We start from the raw sequence: 21832 nt of genomic DNA, 5'->3' as shown, positions 1-21832 counted from the left end.
TTTTGAGCTTGATTAATCACTCATGTACAAAAAAAGCATCTAGGCAGTATTTTAACAGTGTTACCCTGTATATCTCTTACCTAGATGCTTTGTGCGATATTTTTTATTGTTACTGCATTTCGTCGTATTCTGGGGCTTCAACTCGTCTTGCTTCCATCCGCGAAGCAGGCAGAAACTCAGCACGACGGACTGGAACCAAGGGTGGCGTATTTCCTTGGTAAGGGTGAATCACTTGTACAGTACGGGCTGGACGCTGCCGTGGTGAGAACAAAGCCAATACTCCAGCGACAACAACACCACCACCAATAGTGAGAGTTGCCCCTCCCACAGCCCAAAGCACAGGTGAAGACCACCAATTATTTTGCGGCTGGAATGTTGCTGCTGATTTTTGTTGGTTATTTTGCTGGGCTAATTGCCACTGCTGCTGAGTATTGAAATTTTGAACTTGGCCTTGGAGTTGTTGATTTTGCAACTTTAGCTGTTCATTGTCGTTTTTTAAACGCTCCAGTTGCATCTGCGTGTTCAGCTTCTCCATCTCTAAGCGCTGGTCATTATTAGTACCAGTCGGTGGTTGAACCTGATTGGGATACATTGGTTGCCCATAAGGCCCGTAAGGATACATTTGTGGTTGCATTCCTTGAGGCGCGACTACACCTGGGATTTGTGGAGTAACAGCAAAGTTAGGTTGTAGAGGGGTATTTGTTCCTTTGAGCAATACGAGAGCCGCCAGCCCAGCTACGGCAACCCCACCGATAAACGCCATACTCTCACTCATCGCCTTTGCTCCTCGATTGCGACGTAACTATAATCATTTGTGACCGACTCACTCTCACACTCATAAATTATGCCTAGTTAATTTCACATAATACTCAAACTATAAGCAACTCTATCAGCTAGTTTTTTTACATCATCATATCTGATGTTAATATTCAAGACCATAATGGTCAAATTGTCTATCAAATAAGGAGAGAAAAACTACACTGTTATACTTTTTTAATCTACTTTCTGGGTCTAATCAAGAGGAGTATTTGTGCTGGTGTTGGTCGGTTTGATGGCTGCTTTGAGACTTTGGCAAAATTCGGCGATCGCCGAAAGTCCCTGCTCTGGTGTGCCTTGGGCTAACCGTTTGACAACAGCGCTACCCACGATCGCACCATCTGCACCCCATTCCCTTACCTGACGGGCTTGTTCAGCTTCAGATATGCCAAAGCCGACTGCGATCGGTTTATCAGTAACACTACGAATTTGTTTGAGTAAATCGGACACGCGGTTTTCCAGTTGCGATCGCACCCCTGTTACTCCAGTGACGCTGACTAAATAAATAAATCCTTGGGAAGAACGAGCGATCGCTTCGATCCGTTGGGCAGAACTGGTGGGAGCTACCAACAAGATTACGTCAATTCCCATCTCACTCGCTGCTTGCAACAATCCTGCTGCTTCCTCCAAGGGCAAATCAGGTATTATTAATCCTGCTACCCCAGCAGCAGCAATTTGCTCAAGAAATTTTTCAATTCCCCGGTGCAAAATTGAGTTGTAATAGAGCAACAGAACAATCGGCGATCGCAATTTGGGAGTAATCCCTTGCAGCATTTCTAGCACCTGCTCCAATTTCGTACCCCTTTGTAAGGCGCGAGTAGCAGCAGCTTGAATGACTGGCCCATCAGCCAGAGGATCGGAATAGGGTATACCCACTTCTATAATGTCGGCTCCACTACGATCTAGAACCTCCAAGGCTTTTGCTGTTGTTTCTAAATCTGGATCGCCAGCAGTCACAAACGGAATCAGAGCGCATTCACGATTGTGCTCAAGAGTTTTAAAGCAATCAGAAATCGCAGTCATTGGTCATTGGTCATTGGTCATTGGTCATTAGACCTCTTGGCATTTGTGCTTTTTGCACTCTTGGGGAAAAGGGTAAAGGTTAAAGGGAAAAGGGACTTATGCAGAACCTTTTTCCCCTTCCCCTCGCCCCTTATCCCCTTCTTGGAACCCCACTTTCTCCTTTTCCCAACAAATGCCAAGAAGTCTATTGGTCATTGGTCATTGGTCATTGGTCATTGGTCATTAGTAAAGGACAAATGACTAATGACAAAGGACAAATCACAACTGACCAATGATAACTTTACACCTGAGATTGCTTTTCTTGTTCTATTTCGGCTTGAATTCGTGCTAGTTCTTCGGGAGTAAGCTCGTCTAGCCGCTTTTGCAGAAAGTCTTGCTCATACTGTTCCCGCTGTTGGTGGTAGGTCATTTTTTGTCCCACCGCACGGAAAAAATAGGTGGCTAACCAGCCAACTAAGGCACTGACTAGCAAGACTTGGCTCCATATACCAGCTTTTTGATTATCCAAACCAACTAGCTGTAATCCTAAGTATGCCAAACCGCCGGCAATAAAAACACCTAAGCCAATTCCAATCGCGTCAATCCGTCGCATGAGAGTTATGACCTACCAATCTCGTTAAACTTGAATTTGTCGCCGTTGGGGTCGAAAATTTGCAAACGGCGATAGAACCAATAGACCCCGGAAAGAAGAAAAACACCAAAAAGTACATAAAGACACGCTCAATGGAGCCACCCACATACCAACGCTGCTTCAGATACAGCAAAACAGCAACGGGGATTACTAGAAGGTAAGCTCCAGCCAAAATCAGATATAGCAGGGCGACAATCATAACTTTCAAGTCTTAAGCATCTGTTTTCCATCATAGGCTGAAGAGACAGACAAGAGAGAAGTTTAGTCATAATGCTTTCAACATAACTGCGCCAAAATTCCTCGAAACCGCAGCTTTGGCGGGCTGGAGTACTTTTACTGGGACGATTCAACGGATTTCATTACAAAAGCTAATATCATGCTATTATGGTGAATCCACTAGCAAAAAAATGCTCTAGTCAGACAAAATCGAAAACCTCTCTGAAGCGATCGCCCAATCTGGAAAAAATATTTTCAATCTAGTTGGACAAAAGACACAATTGATGGTGGAATAGATAAGGAGGTATTTGCTACCTCTAAAAAATAACTAGTTACACTAGTTGCCAAACACCTTTGGGGGTGTGGCGGAATGGTAGACGCTACGGACTTAAATAATTGAGCCTTGAAGGAGAAATCCCTCAAGTGGAAGCTCTCAAACTCAGGGAAACCTAAATCTGGTGACAGACATGGCAATCCTGAGCCAAGCCCAAAAATTTTAGATTTGGGATTTTAGATTTCCGATTAATCTTCAATCCAAAATTCAAAATCTAAAATCCAAAATTGAGGGAAGGTGCAGAGACCCGACGGGAGCTACCCTAACGTTAAGTCGAGGGTAAAGGGAGAGTCCAATTCTCAAAATCTGAGCAGGCTATTGTTATCAGGTAGCAGTGAAAACTGCGGGAGAATGAAAATCCGTTGACCGTAAAAGGTCGTGTGGGTTCAAGTCCCTCCACCCCCACTAAAAATTTAAAATACCTAAAGGCTTCGGTAGAAGGTATGAGCGGGTTGTATCTAAATGTATAGATCGACTCGCTCATATCTATTTATGTATGATATTTTCTGGTTATAAATAAGTAATTTTACTGAACTATTTGATGAAGAACTAAACAATTTATCTTTAATACTTTATTTATAACCCTAGTTAATCAAATTTATGTAAAAAGATGACTGAATTTCTGAAGAAGAGATTGATGCTCCTGTTCGCCAAGGTTAAGCTAGTAATAATATGAACAGGAAGCCTTTTTGTCCTGATAACTGAAATGACCGCTAATCGTTTATCAATTAGTCAGGAAAATTCCCATTATGTTACGTCTAATACTAGACAATTAGATGTGCAAACTGCCCAAGAAGAGGTTTATAGCTTCTTTGTGGAAATTGTCAATAAATTGCCACCAGAAGATGTTTTACGAGAATTCAAAACTTTATTTATAGACGGTCTTGATTGCGAATATTCCGATTATATACCTGGAATATATAGTGTGTTTTTAGATGATAACGAAGAAGAATTATACAATACACTGAAGCGGTGTTGCTATATCATAATTAATAATTGGAAAACTAACCGAAAAGACAAATATATCCAAGATTTAGTTAATTTATTTGTTCATGAAAATCTGAAAATCAAAGACAATAATCCTCCAGTAGTAAAAACTTGTAAAATCTGGCTAGAAAAGTTTGCCAACAGCAAAGATTACAAGGATCTGAAATTATTTGTTACTAAATATGAAGAATCATCTAAAGGTCATTGGGCTAATCGCTATACTTCCTATTTATTGATCGATCAATCTGTTAATAATAAGAACCCTAAAGAGCAACAAGAAGCTGCTAGAAGGCTTTCTAAACAGATGAAAGACAAATTTAAGTTTGAACTAGCAATGTATATTGCTCGTTCTCAATCTGCTGTCTCAAGCACAACACGCTATAAAAATCCCAGTATTTTGGGAGATCAAGCTCTGCGTTTAATAAAAGCAATTGTCTTAAAGAAAGGCGTATTTAGCCATGATAATATCGCCCATATATTTATCAAACAAACGAAAAATCAAACTCTGAAAGAATTTAAAAAAAGCCTAGAAAAATACTTATTTTTTCCTGTAGAAAATCAAGAATCAGTCGAAAATTGGCGGCGACAGTTTGCACATAGTTTATCGTTATGGAAGACAGATTATAATCAAGAAATTATCACTAAAGAATTGTTTTTGAGAACCTGTAATCGAGTGATTGATTACTTGACAACCGAAAACTCTAAAGAACCTTCGCAATTATTTATTTTATTAATTGGTCAAGGTCATGCTCTGACCCTGGTAATTATATTATTAAAGATTATTTTGATTTGTAGAAATTCTCGAAGACATTTAGAAACTCGGATTGCTCATTTGATTCGTTTTTACGAAAAATATTCCGAAGATGAATGCAAAGGGGTAATAAATTTTATCGAAATTTTTAATATTACGTTCGCCATTTATGCAGAAAATGTAGAATATAACTTAATTAAGATGGAAGAAGAACAAAGCAGTAATCAGCAATTAAATCTGGATAGCTATCGTGTGTTTTCACAAATGAAAGTAGATAGATAAAAATGAGTTTTGCTTGATTCAGGATTTCGCAAGGCGTTCATCTAACCAAGCTAAGGCAGCACCCGCAGTTTCAGCTAAAATACTAATGAGACGATATAGAGCGATCGCACTAAATACTAAGGCAGATGGAAAGTGGTGTCGTAAAAGTTCATACGCAGTCGCTTCAAACACACCTAACCCACCAGGCGCACCAGGTATAATAAACCCCAACAACCAAGCGCAACTAAAAGCCCCGAATAACAAAGGAATTTGATTCCCATTCAACGAACCTAAGGCGAACATAGTTAGTATAAACCCAGTGGCGCGTAGTCCCATAAAGCCCACTTCTCCTAACAAAGGGCGCAAAGGGTAGCTTTTAACACTGAAGGGAACAGTTGATTGAGTGGTAGCAGCAGACTTTTTTGCTTTTAATTTATACAAAAAACGAATTACGGGGTTCAAAAACCACGGATGAATCGCACCAAGAACTACAGCTAAACTCAGAAATTGTAGTATTTGGATAACAAGGGTAATATTCGCTGCTGCAAATTGGCTACTACATAAGACAATGATGATTAAAGCAGCCGCTAGCATGAGTAGCGGTTCCAACAAAACGCTTAAGGTGGCTGCACCTGTCGGAATATTGGCATTTTTAGCGGCGACAATTCGCCCGTAGTGATGCCAGATATTACCTGGTAAATACTTTGCGATGTTCGTTTTTAGGTAAACTTGGATGAATTGGATAGATGATACAGGTTGATTTAACTCTTGCAGAATCCAAGTCCAGATCCAGCCTGCCCAAGTATGAGCTAGTAAAGTTACCCCACAAGCGATCGCCATAATTGCCCATCCTACATCATCAATGCGGATAGCTGTCACCTCAATCCAATTATCCTTCAGAGCTTTTCCTAAAAAAAACAGCGTTCCCCCCAAAATTATCCAGCGTAAAAATTGCTTCATAAATTTAGTCATTTAACGTTGAGAGCAACAAGGGCTGAATACCTCAAATTTTATGATGTATCAGCTATATATCAAAAGCTTTTGAAGTATCAAACAACAATATGTAGTTCTGTTTACGAAAAGAAAAGTATATTACTTTATTTTATATCTCTCTAGAGTTAGATAAAGATATTGTTTTTGTACTCATTAAAATGTAGCCTGCGCTAGAGGTAAATAGCATTTTATTATTCATATCCTGAATAAAGGTTAATCAAAAGTGAGCGAACCAAAACAAGCACAATAACTTGCTGACCAATCCAATGATTCAGCAAATTCTTAGTTTATTAATATTTTGGTAAGGAGGACTACGTGAACGCTGTAAGAGTATTCTTGAAACAAATAAGATTGCGCCAGATATTAACTATCTTTTTAGCTGGACTATTGTTGATAGTTAGCACTGCTTGTAGTGGGGCAAATGCTCAAGGTGCAAATCCACAAAATCCTGCTGTACAAGCCGGTGGAGCAAACAACCCTTATAAAAATGGTGGAGACAACTATAGCAACTACAGAATGTCTACCGATCCGAAAATAGCAAACCCAAAAGCCAATCAGGGACGTGACCAAGCTAGCTTACAACCAAGTTCGCAATTGTTGATTGCTACAAATACAGAATCTGAGATCCTTTATCCTGGTGGCGAGACACCAGCAGGTCGAGTCCAGAAAGAAGCAGAATTGCCATTCATCACAGATAAAGACTTCCGCCAGCCTGAACCCGGTGGTTTGATTCAGAATGAATCAAATGTAGGAGAGCGGGTTAAAGATCGGCTTGAGACTGTAAAAGAAGCTGTTGAAGAAGCTTCCGGCTTTTTGAAGAATAAGGCAGATGAAGCTAAAGCAAGACCTGAATTACAGCCAAATCCAGCAGTAAACAGATAAAAATCTTGTTTTTTCTGGATGCTTTGGATGTAAGATTAATTCCAAATGCCATCTTGGTTGAAGTTTAACTTAGTCACGAAAATGCAAGGACTTAGAACTATGAAAAAAGCAATGAATTGGCTGAAAAATATTCGTCCCTTGAAAGTTGTAACTGTTTTTTTAGCAGGAATCTTTCTATTTATGGCACAGGCTTGTGGTGCTCCAGGAATAGCAACACAGCCACCACAACCTGGCGATCAAGCACCTAATATTGAACGATATGATGCCACAAAAGATTATCCTCTGAATTCTCCTACTGGTGGAATGAATAACTTTAGTGATGTAGATCCCAGAGCGCAAGATGAAAAGGCAGCTAATGACAGAGCTAAGGCCCTAGTAAAAAATGCTCAAAAGAATATCGATCAGAAGGGAATTGATAGCCCAGAGCAATATGGCGAAAATTACAAACAAGGGACATCCCTTGGTGGAAGAGTCAAGAACCTGGGTGAAGATATAGGTAGTTCAGCTGAAGAACTTGGCAAAGGTCTTGTTAAGGGAACTCAGCGAGGAATTGAAAATATCAAGGGTAATACCCAGAATGCTGCCGAAGACGTGACAAAAAATGTTCAGCGTGGGGCTGAGGATGCTGGTAAAAATGTTAAGCGCACAGCTGAGGATGCAGGCAAAGCAGTTAAGAACACAATCGATTGAAATTAAGCTGATGCGCTTCTAGATTGTACATTTTGACGTTAAGACTGTCCTAAGTCAATTGGTCATCTGTCCTTTAAAAACAAATAACCAATGACAAGGATCGCTCCTTTAATATACAACTTGAATGCGTAACAGCTTAGTCATTGAATCTCTTGTAAAAATATAAAAGCACCCACAGATTAAAGTCTGGGGCTACTAAAATAAAGCCTGCATATGCAGGCTTTATTTTAGTTTTATGTGGACAGGATTTAATATCATGTGAGTTTGACGAGTGCTATTTTGACCTCTCCCCCAGCCCCTCTCCTAACAAGAGAGGGGAGCAAAACTGTATTAAGAAACTGCGTAAGCATAGCCCGTCATAAACATCGCTCATTCATCAGCACATTACAAATACTTCTGCAACAATAACCCTAACTTTTCCTTCGTCGCTGCTGGTGCTTTGTCCAATTGAGTCAAAATTGCATACTGCAACGCCGAATGCGCCTCACTGGTTGGCGGATTTTCACTCAAGCGCCGCACAGTTTCTTGAATCACTTTTTGAGCATTCACAGCATTCCGCAGCAAATTTCCAATCACCATCTCCACCGTCACACTGTCATGGTCTGGATGCCAACAATCATAGTCTGTCACCAGCGCTAAGGTTGCATAAGCAATTTCCGCTTCTCTTGCCAACTTTGCCTCTGGTAAATTCGTCATCCCAATGATTGTTGCACCCCAACTGCGGTAAAGATTCGATTCTGCCTTAGTGGAAAAAGCTGGCCCTTCCATGCACACATAAGTACCGCCGCGATGGAGAGTAACTTCTGGTAAATTGAGAGATGCGATCGCATCTGCCAACACAGCAGCCAAGTTCTTACAAATCGGATCGGCAAAGGCAATGTGAGCCACAATTCCCTCACCGAAAAACGTTGAAATCCGATTTTTCGTTCTGTCAATAAACTGATCTGGCACTACCATATCCAGTGGTTTCGCCTCTGACTTCAAGGAACCCACAGCACTAGCTGAAATTAAATACTTCACACCCAATTGCTTCATCGCATAGATATTAGCGCGAAACGGTAACTCAGAGGGTAAAAACGTGTGATTGCGGCCATGACGCGCTAAAAAAGCTACCCGTGTACCATCCAAAGTCCCCAGAATCAAAGCATCAGATGGTGAACCAAAAGGAGTCTCGATTTGCACTTCTTCGACATCTTTAAGTGCATCCATTTTGTAAAGACCGCTACCACCTATAATCCCAATACTAGCTTGAGCCATGATTCTGAACCTATTTTTTACCGATCTGCTCAGTTATTTTATCGAAAAGGGAAGTAGCAGAAAACAAAGCGATGTCTATGATGAGCTAGGCGCTCGCATTTCGTGCTACTAACACTATTGAATTATTATCTATTCATTTCATTATTTATTCAGGTACAAATAGCAGCGATCGCCCAGTTATTCAAGGCTTAATTAATAATTTTTAGCAATCAAATTTACGATAATTTTTAGAAATTAAATGCTTATGATTAACCCTGAAGTCAATTGTCACCATAGTGTATAGTCAATGCTTAATGTATATAAATATTAAGTATACGCACTCCTACGCAGGGAAACAAAGCAAGCGTTATACTTTTGGGAAAAGGCTTATTTTAACCTCTGCTTTTAACATTTTCATAAATCAATGACTCTCAATTTTCGCTTTGCGGTAGTCAGCGACTTACACCTGGCACTTCCTCACACAATCTGGGATCACCCTAGCCGGTTTCATCTGGTAGAAGTAAGTATCTCAGCATTTAAAAGTGTACTAGAACATTTAACACAACTAGATTTAGATTTCTTGTTGTTGCCAGGAGATTTAACCCAGCACGGCGAACCAGAGAACCACACTTGGTTACAACAATGTTTAGCCCAGCTACCTTTTCCCGTCTATGTTGTTCCTGGTAATCATGACGTTCCTGTGTTGTTAGGCGATCGGCAATCGATTGCTTTTGCCGATTTTCCCTACTATTACACAAAGTTTGGCTACGAAGATCCGCAGCAGATTTACTACATTCGTCAGTTATTGCCTGGAGTTAAGCTGATTGGACTGAATTCTAACTCCTTTAACGATCGGGGAGAGCAAGTGGGGTATTTGGATGCCAAACAGCTACGGTGGTTAGAAGAGGTGCTAGCGGCATCTGGTGATGATTTAGTTTTGGTGATGGTGCATCATAATGTAGTGGAACATTTGCCCAATCAATCGAACCATCCACTGGCAAATCGCTATATGTTGTCCAATTCAGCAGAACTATTGCAGCTGCTGAGGCGCTACGGAGTCAAGTTAGTATTTACAGGGCATTTGCACGTTCAGGATATTGCTTACTCAGATGGGGTATATGATATTACCACTGGTTCTTTAGTTAGCTATCCTCACCCTTATCGAGTGCTAGAATTTCATCGAGATAACCAAGGTAAAGAATCGTTGCAAATTTTATCCCATCGCGTAGAGTCACTGCCTGAGTTCCCCGACTTGCAACAGTCATCAAGGCAGTGGATGGGCGATCGCTCTTTCCCTTTCTTAATTAAGCTACTAACTCACTCTCCATTAAACTTACCATTATCACAGGCAAAAGAATTAGCTCCTGGTTTGCGCGACTTCTGGGCAACTATTGCCGATGGGGATGCGGTGTTAGATTACCCTCATTTTCCTCCAGAAGTGCGGCGCTACATTCAGACATATAGTGCATTACAACCCCATCCAGGCATAGCCACTGCTGGAAATTTGACGATGATTGATAATAACAGCACACTTGTACTGAATAAGAGTTAAAAGTTAGGAGTTAGGAGTTAGGAGTTAAGAGTTAGGAGTTAAGAGTTAGAGGATGATTCAACACTCAGCACTCCTGAATAGCATTGGGCACTTGTACTGAGCGAAGCCGTTGGCGCAGCCTCTCCAAGAGTTGTATTGGGCATTGGGCATGGGGAGATGAGGGAGACAAGAAGATAAACAAAACTTCTAACTCCTAACTCCTAACTCCTAACTCCTAACTTCTAACTCCTAACTCAGCACTCATCACTCATCACTGAGCACTGATTACTGATTTTGGCGACAAATTCCAAATGCTGAGGTGTAGGCGTGTAAAAAGGTTCTGCCACCAACAGGGCCGATTTCACCGCCACAGAAAAAGCCACTTATAGGAATGTCGTTAAGGTAGCGCTGAAATAATTCAGAATCGAAGTTAGGTTTACCATAAAGTCCTTCACCTCGTCCCAGACAAGAAAACATCAAAGCAGCTACAGCCGAAGGTTCAGATTCTCGTTGGTGTTGATAACTTTGGAGGAGTAATTCGAGGTCTTCAGCAGAGGCTTGGGCATCGCGGAGGTGGAATTGCAGCCTTTGACCAGGACGGACGCGATCGCCAATTGCGATCGCCCCAGCATTTGGATCGACCCCAAGAATACCACGTATTAAAAAGTCTCCTTGCTGCAAAGTCAGCTTAAATTCATCCATTGCCACACCAACAAACAGAGAATGCTGTGCTAAAATCCGTTCTTGTTCGCTGAGACTAGCAATCAAATCTCGCAACACCACTAGAGGCACTTGCTCGTCTAACTCTAGAATGATATTGCGATCGGCTTTTGTAACTTGCAATGGCTTGCCAATCGGTCGGCATCCTTGAGCGACAATCGTTTCCAAAACAATATTGCCAGTCAAAGCTATACCAACAGTGCCCTCACGATACAAGTTTTGCTGTTCCTCACCGTTAGTATCGTTACAAAAAAGGGCAACACGACCACCCATACCTCCACCACTAGCCTGTCCCCCGACGATCGTCGATCCTGGATAAGCAAAATCCAGCCCCTGCAACAAATCGTTGATTCCAGAGGCGAAAGAACTAGACAACAATATGAACTGCGGTGTCGGTGATGCAGGTACACCGATCAAATCAAGCCAAGCATCTGGCGAACTGTCTAAGTCAGGTAATTCTTCAGCAACAACATGAAAAACTTGAATCTTCACCCCTGGAAGGTGTGCTAAAGTCAAGCTAATAGCTGGTTCAGCTTCTAATTCTTGGGTTTCTCCGCTAACTGTCCTCCCAATTACACCACCACCACTACAGCCAATTAGCACAGGCACAGAAAGTTTTTCAGCTAACAAGGGTAACAGTCGGGAATACTCACTCGTAAAAGCAGACGAAATGAATACCAGTCCTAAATCTGCAGGTGCTGTTAACGATGAAACAGCTCGTTCTACCACATCTGTAACAGCGGCTTCCAGAGAATGACGGGTTGATAGGGCATTGGCCCACTGCATTTGGTCTGCCATGAGTTTTGAGCTTCTTTCTCTATTTTAGGCTAGTAGATTTTGACTTTTTATTTTGGGAAGAATTGCATCTGACAATAATTGATGCCAACCCTTTGTCTCCTCCATCCCAAGAAGCTGGAGTTGTCATTCCCTAATATAGGCATCTAAATATATTGTATGATTATTTATCTATGCTACTAATTCCACAAAATCTTAAAAAATAAAGGTAAATGCATTATAGATAGAGTAGCTTGCTGTATTGGTTATAAATCAATGGCTAAAAAACTAACTTCCCATCAGCTAAATGGTTAGAATGGTTATTAATCAAGCGAAAAACTGCCATTTTCTATACTAGTATTAACAACACACAACGAGATTAAAGCAATGACCAACATCCAAGAAACAGCAAAAAGCAATATCCAAGAGCAAATCCAACAAGAAGTGGAACAAGCGCGTACTGTCTGCGATCTTAACGGTAGTAACTCACCAGAGTGTGCTGCGGCTTGGGATGCAGTAGAAGAATTGCAAGCCGAAGCTTCCCACAAGCGCCAAAACAAGCCCAAAAATTCTCTAGAACAGTATTGTGATGACAACCCAGAAGCAATTGAATGCCGGGTTTACGACGACTAGAAATTGAGATAACTGGATTTTCTGTTGTTTGGTGAGCAAATAACCAGTATTGACTAAAAAAGACGCCTAGAGTGGAGGACGTGGAAACTCACCAATGTCCTCCACTCGCAAGCGTTTTTGGAGCTACTGATTTGAGTCGGGGAAACAAAAAATAAATTTCTTATTTGAATCAATAGGTTTCTTCCAAAGGGATAAGTTGCGATTTTCATCAATTAAACAACCAATTAATTGGCACTAGGGGCGTACATGTGTACGCCCCTATAAATTTTTTGTAATACTCGTGACTTCTAGTCATACGAGGTTGAATAAACTATTATCAAGAAGAATTCAGGATGAATTGGAGTCCGACTGACTCCTGAATAAAAGGGTTTAATACCCCTGCCTTATTTAGTAGTCTACAATCAGGTATTAGTATAAAATCGAACTTGATTTATTCAGACTCCTGACTTCTTCTTTATCTATTGTTTGAGAAAAAATATGGACTATGATATTTGGTTTCGACCTTTCGTCTGGATTGATTACCGACTGGCAGTATTATTCCTGGTAATTATTCCGCTAATTCTTCTAATTTGGGCATTTGTACAAAAAGCGGAAGGCATACAACGCTTATTGGCTATATACTGGCGAGTATCAAGCTTGGTGGCAATCACGGTTTACTTAATGATTGCCCAGTATCCAGTTAGCTTTATCTCTGGGTTGATAGCTCAGATTTTGATCCCGATTTCGTTGTGGTTCTGGGTGGATATCAACGACGAAATTGAGTATCAAACCAGTGGTTCTTTGAAATTGATTTTTACTTCTTGGCGCTGGGCGACAACTGTTTATTGTTTTTTGGGCGCACTAGCATTTATACCTTTTTTGGGTTGTGCTTTTTCTGGCAATATGCTGAAGACTCCCTATTGTCGTGTCTGGTTCGAGGCTCCGTTGCTATTCAAAGAATATTTTCATGCTAACAGCAAGGCTGAGTTTTTAGGTTTTCTTGGCATAACTAGTTTAGTAATTTATGTGCTTTACTTGAGCTATTTTGTTTTGATTAAGCTGGGCAAACAAGGACGTTCAGCCACACCACAGTAACCGTCGTTGCGCCACCATACCCCTACTCTAAAAAAAATGAATTCCATTGGTAAGCGACTGGAACAATACACCGCTAAACGCACCAAAGAAGTCCTACTTGTAACGGTGGAAATTGCCGATGAGCAAGATACGATTGCTGTTTTCAAAGGCTTTTCCAGTTCTTTGATGCGTCCAACGGCATTTGATGCAGATGTACCTGTTCTACCAGATGGGGCAAACATCCTCAACATTGACCGAGTAGCCAGTCCTTATAATCCTGAAGCACCCCGTTATATTCAACAAGGAATTTCTTGGGAAGCTATGGAAGTTCTATTATCAGAAGTAGGTGTTTAACTAATTCGTAATACTTCGGCTCCCAACTCTTGGAGAGGCTGCACTTCGACTACGCTCAGTGACCACGCCAACGACTTCGCTCAGGGCAAGACGCTCAGTACAAGTTCGTAATTCGTAATTCGTAATTTTGCCAAAAGGCCTACTCTATTCTGTCATTATTTTAGTTCAGTGACGATCGCCAGTTGCAAAAAATGCTTCCGCTATCACCTATTGCTGAATTGAATTCCGTTGTAACCGACGGAAACATTGTTGCATTCAATGTTGGTTTCGATGAAATGGTTTATGTCGTGCTTGCTGTTCAACCACTCGATTACCGGACTGAACAGCCAGGATGGGCAAGCTTTGCAAAAACGACTCCAGATACTCCGCAGAGTTACCGCATAATCGCTTTTCAAGAAGATAGGCTAACACTCGACATTGATATTGCAGAAGAACAATTTAACATTCACGATATTCAACCTCTTCCTGCAAAAGAGATACTGCTTGTATGTGCCCGTTGTCATTACAAAAGTCCGAATGATTTTGAAAGAAACGGTCGTATTTATAGCCTTGGTGGAAAATTTAGTCGAGAAATCCTGCTTGGCGATGGCATCCAATCCGTTCAAACAACTTCAAACGGAACCATTTGGACTAGTTTTTTTGATGAAGGAGTTTTCGGGAATTTTGGTTGGGATGAGCCAATTGGATCGTCTGGGCTTGTTGCATGGGATTCAACGGGAAATAAAATATACGATTTTCAGCCAACGGATGGCTTAGATTCCATTTGTGATTGTTATGCATTAAATGTGGAATCTGATACAGATGTCTGGTTGTACTATTACACAGAATTCCCACTCGTTCATTTACATCATAAGAAAATTCAGTCGGTGTGGAATATGCCTATTTCGGGCAGTGATGGTTTTGCTGTTTCTGGTAGTCGAGCCTTATTTCGTGGAGGATATGATGATCGAGATACGTATCATTTGTTTTCTCTGAACAACAATGGCAAGGTCAAACTACTCAAACAACTCAAGTTTACAGATAAGGCAGGACAAACAATTATTGCAGAAAGTGTTGTAGGTAGAGGAGGCTCTCTATATATTCTCAGTAATGGATTAGTGTATCGGGTATTTGTATGGGCAGTTTAACGATGTGCTTTCAGCAGACCAAGGTTTGCTACTATCAAAGCAATGAATTGGAAGGCGTTCATGACACTATCGATTATGCCTGAACTTGCTCCTCTAAAATCGAATGAGGATGGTGTAGTTCTCGTCAGTAAAACCCGCGTCACATTAGACACTGTGGTTGCTGTCTTTAAGCAAGGCGCGACAGCTGAGGAAATTGTTTATCGCTATCCGTCGCTCAATTTGGCTGACATTTACGCTACGATCGCCTTCTACCTCAATCATCAACTGGAAGTAGAAGCCTACTTGCAACAGCGACGCCAGCAATCACAAGAGATTCGGGCAATAAATCAAGCGAATTTTGACCCACAAGGCTTACGCGATCGCTTGCTTGCCCGCAAAGCAGCACAGGAAGCATGTTAAAATTCCTTGCGGATGAAAATTTCGATAATACGGTTGTTAGAGGATTGTTCCGCCGTAGCCCGAAAATCGACATCGTTCGTGTACAAGATGTTGGACTATCAGGCAAAGACGATCCAACTATCCTGGATTGGGCAGCCCAAGAAGGATGTATCCTGCTTACCCATGACGTTTCTACAATTACTCGCTATGCATACGATCGAGTTAGGCAAGGTCAGACCATGCCAGGAGTTATCGAAGTCAGCCTAGATGCACCCGTCGGGCGCGTCATTGAAGATATTCTTGTACTTGTAGAGTGTAGCCAGGAGGGAGAACTAGAAGGTCAAGTTCAGTATCTACCCTGGTAAAGCGGTCTAACAAAGCGATGAAGCGGACACCAAAAGCCGTTGGCGTGGATGCAAAGAATATCTGCTGCCGATCGTCTTAGCCGTTATCCTGAAGAAAGCAAGCTATCTGAAACTGTCTTTAATTTTGAACAATTCTTTTGACTGTTGAATTTACAAAATGTCCCGTTCTGGATACACACTACCAGTATTTGCCTGCGCTGCTGCTGTCGCTGCTTTACATTGGTTACACGATCGCAAATCCCTAACTTTTGCCTCTATAGATTTGATTGAACCGGCTCAAATAGCCGAAATCCCGATCGAACAGGTAGCAGGACTGTCTAATAATACAGCTTTGGCGATCGCTCGCAGCGATCCCGGTGATAATCTCGATTTAACTAAAGATACACCCATTTGGGCATTGGTGGAATGGCGAGAACAGGGTGATGATGCTGTCATTATTAAAGGTGGGGAAGGAATTGGCAAACAGGCGAATGCTGATGATAAGCCGGCTATTTATGCTTATGCTCAAAGGCTCTTAAAAGAGAATTTGCAACGAATGCTAGCACCGGGAGAAAAAATCACGGTGACGATTATTCTACCCGAAGGGCGATCGCTTGCTGTGCGAACTTCAAATTCTGCCTTTGGTGTGGTTGAAGGACTTTCCCTTTTAGGCACAACTGGTATTTCTCAACCGTTAAGTACACCAGATCAGCTTGCGGTTTTTCGAGCGGAATTACAAAATAAAGCCAGTCGTTTTGAGACTTTAGTATTTTGTATTGGCGAGAATGGCCTAGATTTGGCGCGTAAACTAGGGATTAACCCCGAACAATTGGTCAAAACTGCTAACTGGCTGGGCCCAATGTTAGTAGAAGCTGATCTGCTGGGTGTAAAAGAAATTTTATTATTTGGCTATCACGGTAAGCTGATGAAGCTGGCTGGTGGGATTTTTCATACCCATCACTACTTAGCTGATGGACGACGGGAAATTTTGGCAGCCCACTGTGCGATCGCTGGTTTAAAATCACCAGATATCCAAGCTGTATTTAACAGTGCAACTGCTGAAGCAGCACTAACACACCTAAAATCCTTAGATACTGCAACTGGTAGTGATTGGGTAAATAAAGTTTACAGTGCGATCGCCGAAACTATCGATGTTCGTGCCCAAGAATACATTCAAAGTCATAGCGAAAGCGGCAAAAAAGTAACAGTTTGTGGCTCTATTCTCTTCGATCGCGATCGCAAAATTATCGTGAAGAGTAAAACTGCTCGTCTGTTAATGGGAAAATTATGTTAATTTATTATGAATAATCGTAAACAATCCAAATAAATAATCCTTTAAGTAACCACTCTAGGGTAAGTTATCGTTTTAATACCATCTCCGACTCAGGGAATAGACAAACGCACATAAACTCGCGTTTGTAAAGGCTCTCTATACCATTATTAGCCTACCCAGGCTAAATAATAGCATCATCATAGACCACAAAGCATCTACCCTTTACAGACATAACACTCCCGTCATGAATACAGCGGTGATACCAACAGAACAAGCGCCCCAAACATTGGAAACTTTTGGGCGGCTCGATCGCCAATTGATTGTAATTCTGGATTTTGGCTCTCAATATTCTGAACTGATTGCCCGTCGCATCCGCGAAACTCAAGTATACTCGGAAGTTTTATCCTATCGCACTACTTCTGAACATTTGCGCCAACTCAATCCCAAGGGAATAATTCTCTCAGGTGGCCCAAGTTCAGTTTATGGTGATAACGCTCCCCATTGTGACCCAGAAATCTGGAATTTGGGAATACCCATTTTGGGTGTTTGCTATGGGATGCAATTGATGGTAAATCAGCTTGGTGGAGAAGTGGCAAAAGCCGATCGAGGTGAATACGGCAAAGCTTCATTATATATTGACGATCCCACAGATTTGCTTACTAATGTTGAAGATGGCACTACCATGTGGATGAGTCATGGAGACTCAGTTATCCAAATGCCATCAGGGTTTGAATTGTTAGCACATACAGAAAATACTCCCTGTGCTGCTATTGCTGACCACGAAAAGAAACTTTACGGCGTTCAGTTCCATCCAGAGGTAGTGCATTCAGTTGGTGGTATAGCATTAATCCGTAATTTTGTCTACCATATCTGCGATTGCGAACCCACTTGGACAACAGCGGCTTTTGTTGAAGAAGCAATTCGAGAAATTCGCGCCAGAGTTGGTGAAAAGCGAGTGCTATTAGCGCTGTCTGGTGGAGTGGATTCTTCTACTCTGGCTTTCTTGCTATACAAAGCGATTGGCGAGCAACTGACTTGCGTGTTTATCGATCAAGGCTTTATGCGAAAATATGAGCCAGAGCGATTGGTAAAGCTATTTCGAGAACAGTTTCACATTCCTGTTGAATATGTTAACGCCCGCGATCGCTTTTTGGCTAAAGTTGCTGGAATCACCGATCCTGAAGAAAAACGCCGCCGCATCGGACACGAATTTATCAGTGTATTTGAGGAAACATCCAAGCGCCTCGGTCACTTTGACTATCTAGCTCAAGGAACTCTTTATCCAGATGTGATCGAATCTGCGGACACCAACGTCGATCCCCAAACTGGTGAGCGGGTAGCGGTGAAAATTAAGAGTCATCACAATGTTGGCGGTTTGCCTAAAGACCCTAAGATTTAAATTGGTCGAACCACTGCGGAAACTGTTTAAAGATGAAGTCCGCAAACTTGGACGTTCCATTGGTTTACCAGAAGAAATTGTTCAACGGCAACCTTTTCCTGGGCCTGGTTTAGCAATTCGGATTCTGGGGGAAGTTACATCTGAGCGGTTAAATATTTTGCGCGATGCTGATTTGATTGTGCGGCAAGAAATTAACCAACGCGGTATGTATCATGATTTCTGGCAAGCATTTGCTGTATTGCTACCGATTCGTAGTGTTGGCGTTATGGGAGATCAACGTACTTACGCTTACCCCATTGTTTTGCGGATTGTTACCAGTGAAGATGGCATGACTGCTGATTGGGCAAGAGTGCCTTATGATGTCCTGGAAGTGATTTCTACTCGAATTGTGAATGAGGTAAAAGGGGTGAATCGCGTGGTTTATGACATCACCTCTAAGCCACCTGGAACCATTGAATGGGAGTAATCAAGTTTTGAGTTGACTTAACTAAAAGCTGATTACTTTTTACTACGGTTCAGATTACTTGCAGGAGTTGAGATTCACATACAGCAGTTTGCAAGTTAATAGTTAGGTGCATTACTTCTGACTCTTAATTACTAACTGAATCTGGAGCCTCTGCTGCTTCATTTCAATAAGCTTAAGGTTTATTGATGTAGATAATTGGTCTTTAAAGATGCGAGAAATTGCGTCTCTACATCTAGGTTTTGAGCCGATCTGAACTGTATTGATTTAAAAATGACAATGCCAACTTGACTAGTTTTAAGATTCGGCATTGTCTATTTTTTTGACTTTTTTCAAGCTCCATCAAAATCCAAACCCAATACTTTTCGGGTTTTGGGGAAGAGAAAGGGAAAGGGTTTGAATTTACCTTTACCCCTTTGCCCTTTTACCTTACCCCAGACCAAAAAAGAGATTATTGGGTTTATCCGAAAAGTATTGAATTCAAACCTGTTAGTAATAAAGCAGTCAGTAATTAGCAAGATTATTTTTAAAATTTAACGAATAGTTAAAGTTATTTTTTAATGTAAAGGAATTTAAACAATAACATAATTTTATCCAGTCAATAATTATAAATACCAGTGAATAATTAAGCATCAATTGGATGGTGACTAGACAAATTGAGTTATTTTTTAGGAAAATAGGCGCGATCGCAGTAAAATTACCAATGGTATGGTGATAGAGATAAAAAATAAATAGCTTATTAGAAATACATTTCATTCGATCAACATTAATGGAGATGTTATGGAACCTGCCCTTCCCCTTGCTGGCTTAAACATCCTCGTAGTTGATGATGATGATGATAGCCGCTTTTACATTACTACTGTGTTGGAAGCTGATGGAGCCACCATTATGGCAGTTGCATCGGCAGCGGTAGCATTGAAAGTATTACCTGAGCTGCAACCAGATGTCTTGATTTGTGATATTGCAATGCCTGATGAAGATGGCTACACCCTTATCCGCAAGATCCGGGCACTAAAGCCTGATATTTATGGAAAACTTCCAGCGATCGCTTTAACTGCTTATGGTGATAGCGAATATCGTAGCCGTGCTTTGGAAGCGGGTTTTCAGACTCACGTGGCTAAACCTGTCGATCCCGGAGAACTAGTTGCGATCGTCGCAGATTTGGTTGCTTCTTATAAGAGTTAATACAAAGATGCAGTCATTTGTCGGTTTTTATTTGTTATTTACCTTATCTGCCCCATGTTCCTCATCTAAAAGTGAATTGGTTATTTGAGAGTTACCGATTTTTTTGGGTGTAAACCCGATGTACTTAGATGGAAGTTTTCTCATCTACCTACACACCAACTAAAATTCACCTTTGATTAAAAATAAATAAACAATTATCTACTTAAGTCTGTTAGTTTATTTATCTGGATACTCTCTCATTTTTTTATCTGTTCGATTTGAAGCGATGTTATGTTTGCTAAAGATTCTAGACTAAAAATGAGTTTTCTTTTTCTTTGTTTATGAGCGATCGCTACTTATAAGGTTTGCGAGCATTATAAAAAGCCGTGATTTTCAATTTCCTAAACTATTTAAATCCAGTTTCAAAACTAATTTGCTCAGATTTATATGCTGGTGGCTCGACGTGAATTAAAATTCTCACTGGACGAAATCGTTCTTCTAATCGGCTTTCTACTTCTTCAGCGATCTGGTGGGCAGTTTCTACGTCTGATGCATCCACTATTAAATGCATTTCAATGAACACTTGACGACCAAGAAGGCCGCGAGAAGCGATCGCGTGACAGTTAAGGGACTTACAGAAAATAAATTATCCCATTTCACCCCTATCAATACGACTTTCTCTCCCCCTGCTCCCTGCTCCCTGCCCCCTGCCTTCTAAGCGACGGAATATTTTTTTAATTGGAAGTCCCTAATTACACCTGGAACAGAAGTTGCGATCGCGTGTATTGCTTCTGGTGCGAGATAAGGATAAGAAAGCTCATAGTTTATTCAGAAAATGGTCAAAATTTGAGCAGCGAAATCTGACAGTTTCCACCTTAAATGTCCATACAATATCAAATAGGTGTTATATGTAGCCTATTGAGGCCATGCTTGCAACGCTGTCTCCACAACCTGCAGGAGTTCCGTTCGGGTAGCTCCGGTTGCCGCCAGAACTGATATTCCACAATTGACTGTCACGACAAAGCGAGCGAGAGCCGCTGGATCGGAATCAGCCGACAAGTCCCCCTCCAAAATCGCCTGCTCGAAACGCTTACGCACAGAAGCTTCACTCGATTCTCGGCGTGCAGACAATTCCTGCCGGATCGGATCGGCTGGATCTCCGCATGAAAGCGTGCCATGAACCCAGAGACATCCGGGTGGATTGTGCGGATCGGTTCCTAAGTCAACGACCCCGTGCATCATCCGCTCGGCGACCCTGGCGCGCAGTTGGCTCTTTGAGAGCCTCACGAAGATAGGCTGATGGCCCGTCGGCATAACGAGCCAGCACTTTGCGAAATAGAGATTCTTTGTTCCCAAAGGCAGCGTAAAGGCTAGGACGATTAATGCCCATAGCCTCGGTCAGATCCGAGAGGGATGTGCCTAGATAGCCTTTGCGCCAGAACACATACATTGCACGATTGAGCGCGTCATCGGTATCGAACTCGCGGGGTCGGCCTATGGCCGCAGTGATTTTTTCCTGTTTCATACTCATCAGTATAATATTTTCTTGACAGGCTTACCCCCATGCTTTATATCTATACCAGACGATACAAAACTTTAATCACAAAAGAATCCTATGAGCAACAAAAAACTTAATGGGAAGGTGGCATTGGTAACAGGTGGCTCACGCGGTTTGGGGGCAGCGATCGCTAATGAAGTTTGCTCCCGGCGTAACCGCCCGCCTTGTTGGGATGCCTGCGGCGGTAAACTACGCTATGGTTGACTCCAGACAGTGCAAAAATGTACGGGTTGTCCAAAAA

At 41.7% G+C, this 21832-nt stretch carries 21 protein-coding genes and 3 pseudogenes; 14 read left to right on the top strand and 10 right to left on the bottom strand.

The features are described 5' to 3' along the window. Positions 1-109: 109 nt before the first annotated feature. From NSTCB13_RS21510 to ndhL, 4 genes and pseudogenes are all read right to left on the bottom strand, one after another. Complete coding sequence (locus NSTCB13_RS21510; protein WP_445630844.1) at positions 110-775, bottom strand: heterocyst differentiation related protein; 666 nt, start codon at positions 773-775, stop codon at positions 110-112. A 236-nt stretch (positions 776-1011) separates the two neighbouring features. Then, positions 1012-1839 (bottom strand): tryptophan synthase subunit alpha, encoded by an 828-nt coding sequence (gene trpA / locus NSTCB13_RS21505; RefSeq protein ID WP_448273754.1) that lies wholly within the window; start codon positions 1837-1839, stop codon positions 1012-1014. 280 nt (positions 1840-2119) lie between these two features. Then, positions 2120-2431, bottom strand: coding sequence for a DUF3007 family protein (locus NSTCB13_RS21500; protein WP_322695024.1), 312 nt, complete (start codon positions 2429-2431; stop codon positions 2120-2122). A 24-nt stretch (positions 2432-2455) separates the two neighbouring features. Next, a pseudogene (ndhL, locus tag NSTCB13_RS21495) lies at positions 2456-2669 on the bottom strand (NAD(P)H-quinone oxidoreductase subunit L). Between the two features lie 1057 nt (positions 2670-3726). On the opposite strand from ndhL, the gene NSTCB13_RS21490 reads away from it, so the two are divergent. Further along, entirely contained in the window at positions 3727-5040 is a 1314-nt protein-coding gene (locus tag NSTCB13_RS21490; RefSeq protein WP_448267708.1) for a hypothetical protein, read from the top strand. Between the two features lie 18 nt (positions 5041-5058). Here NSTCB13_RS21490 and NSTCB13_RS21485 read toward each other — a convergent pair whose 3' ends face one another. Beyond that, positions 5059-5979 carry a lysylphosphatidylglycerol synthase domain-containing protein gene (locus NSTCB13_RS21485; RefSeq protein ID WP_448267707.1) on the bottom strand — a complete coding sequence of 307 codons (921 nt, stop codon included), beginning with the start codon at positions 5977-5979 and terminating at the stop codon, positions 5059-5061. Between the two features lie 348 nt (positions 5980-6327). On the opposite strand from NSTCB13_RS21485, the gene NSTCB13_RS21480 reads away from it, so the two are divergent. Together NSTCB13_RS21480 and NSTCB13_RS21475 are read left to right on the top strand one after the other, a co-directional pair. Further along, on the top strand, positions 6328-6894 hold the full coding sequence (locus NSTCB13_RS21480; RefSeq protein WP_448273753.1) for a DUF6658 family protein: 567 nt from the start codon (positions 6328-6330) through the stop codon (positions 6892-6894). A gap of 99 nt (positions 6895-6993) precedes the next feature. Further along, positions 6994-7584, top strand: coding sequence for a hypothetical protein (locus NSTCB13_RS21475; RefSeq protein ID WP_445630850.1), 591 nt, complete (start codon positions 6994-6996; stop codon positions 7582-7584). A 384-nt stretch (positions 7585-7968) separates the two neighbouring features. Here NSTCB13_RS21475 and NSTCB13_RS21470 read toward each other — a convergent pair whose 3' ends face one another. Next, the gene (locus NSTCB13_RS21470) at positions 7969-8841 is read right to left on the bottom strand and encodes an S-methyl-5'-thioadenosine phosphorylase (protein WP_448273752.1); all 873 of its coding nucleotides are present in this window, start codon (positions 8839-8841) and stop codon (positions 7969-7971) included. A gap of 403 nt (positions 8842-9244) precedes the next feature. On the opposite strand from NSTCB13_RS21470, the gene NSTCB13_RS21465 reads away from it, so the two are divergent. Then, positions 9245-10372, top strand: a complete 1128-nt coding sequence (locus NSTCB13_RS21465; RefSeq protein WP_445630852.1) for a metallophosphoesterase family protein — start codon at positions 9245-9247, stop codon at positions 10370-10372. Positions 10373-10636: 264 nt separating this feature from the next. Here the strand turns inward: NSTCB13_RS21465 and NSTCB13_RS21460 are convergent, their stop codons facing one another. Then, positions 10637-11869, bottom strand: coding sequence for an FIST signal transduction protein (locus NSTCB13_RS21460; protein WP_448273751.1), 1233 nt, complete (start codon positions 11867-11869; stop codon positions 10637-10639). Positions 11870-12232: 363 nt separating this feature from the next. Here NSTCB13_RS21460 and NSTCB13_RS21455 point away from each other — a divergent pair, with 363 nt between their 5' ends. The 9 genes and pseudogenes from NSTCB13_RS21455 (at position 12233) to NSTCB13_RS21415 (ending at position 20054) form a co-directional block, all read left to right on the top strand. Then, positions 12233-12478, top strand: coding sequence for a Calvin cycle protein CP12 (locus NSTCB13_RS21455; RefSeq protein ID WP_445630854.1), 246 nt, complete (start codon positions 12233-12235; stop codon positions 12476-12478). Between the two features lie 477 nt (positions 12479-12955). Continuing rightward, the gene (locus NSTCB13_RS21450; protein WP_322673383.1) at positions 12956-13552 is read left to right on the top strand and encodes a DUF3177 family protein; all 597 of its coding nucleotides are present in this window, start codon (positions 12956-12958) and stop codon (positions 13550-13552) included. Between the two features lie 36 nt (positions 13553-13588). Then, a complete protein-coding gene (locus NSTCB13_RS21445; RefSeq protein ID WP_448267703.1) occupies positions 13589-13885 on the top strand; it encodes a DUF7734 family protein in 297 nt (98 codons plus the stop codon). Positions 13886-14067: 182 nt separating this feature from the next. Next, positions 14068-15012 carry a hypothetical protein gene (locus tag NSTCB13_RS21440; protein ID WP_448273750.1) on the top strand — a complete coding sequence of 315 codons (945 nt, stop codon included), beginning with the start codon at positions 14068-14070 and terminating at the stop codon, positions 15010-15012. Positions 15013-15072: 60 nt separating this feature from the next. Further along, entirely contained in the window at positions 15073-15411 is a 339-nt protein-coding gene (locus tag NSTCB13_RS21435) for a DUF433 domain-containing protein (protein WP_448273749.1), read from the top strand. Further along, positions 15405-15755 carry a DUF5615 family PIN-like protein gene (locus NSTCB13_RS21430; protein ID WP_448267699.1) on the top strand — a complete coding sequence of 117 codons (351 nt, stop codon included), beginning with the start codon at positions 15405-15407 and terminating at the stop codon, positions 15753-15755. The genes NSTCB13_RS21435 and NSTCB13_RS21430 overlap by 7 nt, the downstream gene beginning before the upstream one ends. 157 nt (positions 15756-15912) lie before the next feature. Then, positions 15913-17028 (top strand): cobalt-precorrin-5B (C(1))-methyltransferase CbiD, encoded by a 1116-nt coding sequence (gene cbiD, locus NSTCB13_RS21425; protein ID WP_448273748.1) that lies wholly within the window; start codon positions 15913-15915, stop codon positions 17026-17028. A 223-nt stretch (positions 17029-17251) separates the two neighbouring features. Continuing rightward, positions 17252-18872 (top strand): annotated as a pseudogene (gene guaA / locus NSTCB13_RS21420) (glutamine-hydrolyzing GMP synthase). 777 nt (positions 18873-19649) lie between these two features. Beyond that, positions 19650-20054, top strand: a complete 405-nt coding sequence (locus NSTCB13_RS21415; RefSeq protein WP_448273747.1) for a response regulator — start codon at positions 19650-19652, stop codon at positions 20052-20054. Between the two features lie 385 nt (positions 20055-20439). On the opposite strand, the pseudogene NSTCB13_RS21410 reads toward NSTCB13_RS21415, so the two are convergent. From NSTCB13_RS21410 to NSTCB13_RS21400, 3 genes and pseudogenes are all read right to left on the bottom strand, one after another. Beyond that, a pseudogene (locus tag NSTCB13_RS21410) lies at positions 20440-20661 on the bottom strand (cation transporter dimerization domain-containing protein); the annotation flags it as partial. 287 nt (positions 20662-20948) lie between these two features. Next, a complete protein-coding gene (locus NSTCB13_RS21405; protein WP_445632067.1) occupies positions 20949-21272 on the bottom strand; it encodes a TetR family transcriptional regulator C-terminal domain-containing protein in 324 nt (107 codons plus the stop codon). Further along, a complete protein-coding gene (locus NSTCB13_RS21400; protein WP_448273746.1) occupies positions 21256-21483 on the bottom strand; it encodes a TetR/AcrR family transcriptional regulator in 228 nt (75 codons plus the stop codon). The genes NSTCB13_RS21405 and NSTCB13_RS21400 overlap by 17 nt, the downstream gene beginning before the upstream one ends. 165 nt (positions 21484-21648) lie before the next feature. On the opposite strand from NSTCB13_RS21400, the gene NSTCB13_RS21395 reads away from it, so the two are divergent. After that, positions 21649-21795: a hypothetical protein gene (locus NSTCB13_RS21395; RefSeq protein ID WP_448273745.1), complete on the top strand. Its 147-nt coding sequence runs from the start codon at positions 21649-21651 to the stop codon at positions 21793-21795. Positions 21796-21832: the final 37 nt, after the last annotated feature.

It is taken from the genome of Nostoc sp. DSM 114160, assembly GCF_053470305.1.
This window is presented reverse-complemented; position numbering and strand designations above follow the sequence as displayed.

What these genes read in the sequence shown, in the direction of transcription:
- NSTCB13_RS21510 (WP_445630844.1), bottom strand. Translation starts at nt 775, where the DNA reads ATGAGTGAGAGTATGGCGTTTATCGGTGGGGTTGCCGTAGCTGGGCTG.
- trpA (WP_448273754.1), bottom strand. Translation starts at nt 1,839, where the DNA reads ATGACTGCGATTTCTGATTGCTTTAAAACTCTTGAGCACAATCGTGAA.
- NSTCB13_RS21500 (WP_322695024.1), bottom strand. Translation starts at nt 2,431, where the DNA reads ATGCGACGGATTGACGCGATTGGAATTGGCTTAGGTGTTTTTATTGCC.
- NSTCB13_RS21490 (WP_448267708.1), top strand. Translation starts at nt 3,727, where the DNA reads ATGACCGCTAATCGTTTATCAATTAGTCAGGAAAATTCCCATTATGTT.
- NSTCB13_RS21485 (WP_448267707.1), bottom strand. Translation starts at nt 5,979, where the DNA reads ATGAAGCAATTTTTACGCTGGATAATTTTGGGGGGAACGCTGTTTTTT.
- NSTCB13_RS21475 (WP_445630850.1), top strand. Translation starts at nt 6,994, where the DNA reads ATGAAAAAAGCAATGAATTGGCTGAAAAATATTCGTCCCTTGAAAGTT.
- NSTCB13_RS21470 (WP_448273752.1), bottom strand. Translation starts at nt 8,841, where the DNA reads ATGGCTCAAGCTAGTATTGGGATTATAGGTGGTAGCGGTCTTTACAAA.
- NSTCB13_RS21465 (WP_445630852.1), top strand. Translation starts at nt 9,245, where the DNA reads ATGACTCTCAATTTTCGCTTTGCGGTAGTCAGCGACTTACACCTGGCA.
- NSTCB13_RS21460 (WP_448273751.1), bottom strand. Translation starts at nt 11,869, where the DNA reads ATGGCAGACCAAATGCAGTGGGCCAATGCCCTATCAACCCGTCATTCT.
- NSTCB13_RS21455 (WP_445630854.1), top strand. Translation starts at nt 12,233, where the DNA reads ATGACCAACATCCAAGAAACAGCAAAAAGCAATATCCAAGAGCAAATC.
- NSTCB13_RS21450 (WP_322673383.1), top strand. Translation starts at nt 12,956, where the DNA reads ATGGACTATGATATTTGGTTTCGACCTTTCGTCTGGATTGATTACCGA.
- NSTCB13_RS21445 (WP_448267703.1), top strand. Translation starts at nt 13,589, where the DNA reads ATGAATTCCATTGGTAAGCGACTGGAACAATACACCGCTAAACGCACC.
- NSTCB13_RS21435 (WP_448273749.1), top strand. Translation starts at nt 15,073, where the DNA reads ATGACACTATCGATTATGCCTGAACTTGCTCCTCTAAAATCGAATGAG.
- NSTCB13_RS21430 (WP_448267699.1), top strand. Translation starts at nt 15,405, where the DNA reads ATGTTAAAATTCCTTGCGGATGAAAATTTCGATAATACGGTTGTTAGA.
- cbiD (WP_448273748.1), top strand. Translation starts at nt 15,913, where the DNA reads ATGTCCCGTTCTGGATACACACTACCAGTATTTGCCTGCGCTGCTGCT.
- NSTCB13_RS21415 (WP_448273747.1), top strand. Translation starts at nt 19,650, where the DNA reads ATGGAACCTGCCCTTCCCCTTGCTGGCTTAAACATCCTCGTAGTTGAT.
- NSTCB13_RS21405 (WP_445632067.1), bottom strand. Translation starts at nt 21,272, where the DNA reads ATGCACGGGGTCGTTGACTTAGGAACCGATCCGCACAATCCACCCGGA.
- NSTCB13_RS21400 (WP_448273746.1), bottom strand. Translation starts at nt 21,483, where the DNA reads ATGTATGTGTTCTGGCGCAAAGGCTATCTAGGCACATCCCTCTCGGAT.
- NSTCB13_RS21395 (WP_448273745.1), top strand. Translation starts at nt 21,649, where the DNA reads ATGAGCAACAAAAAACTTAATGGGAAGGTGGCATTGGTAACAGGTGGC.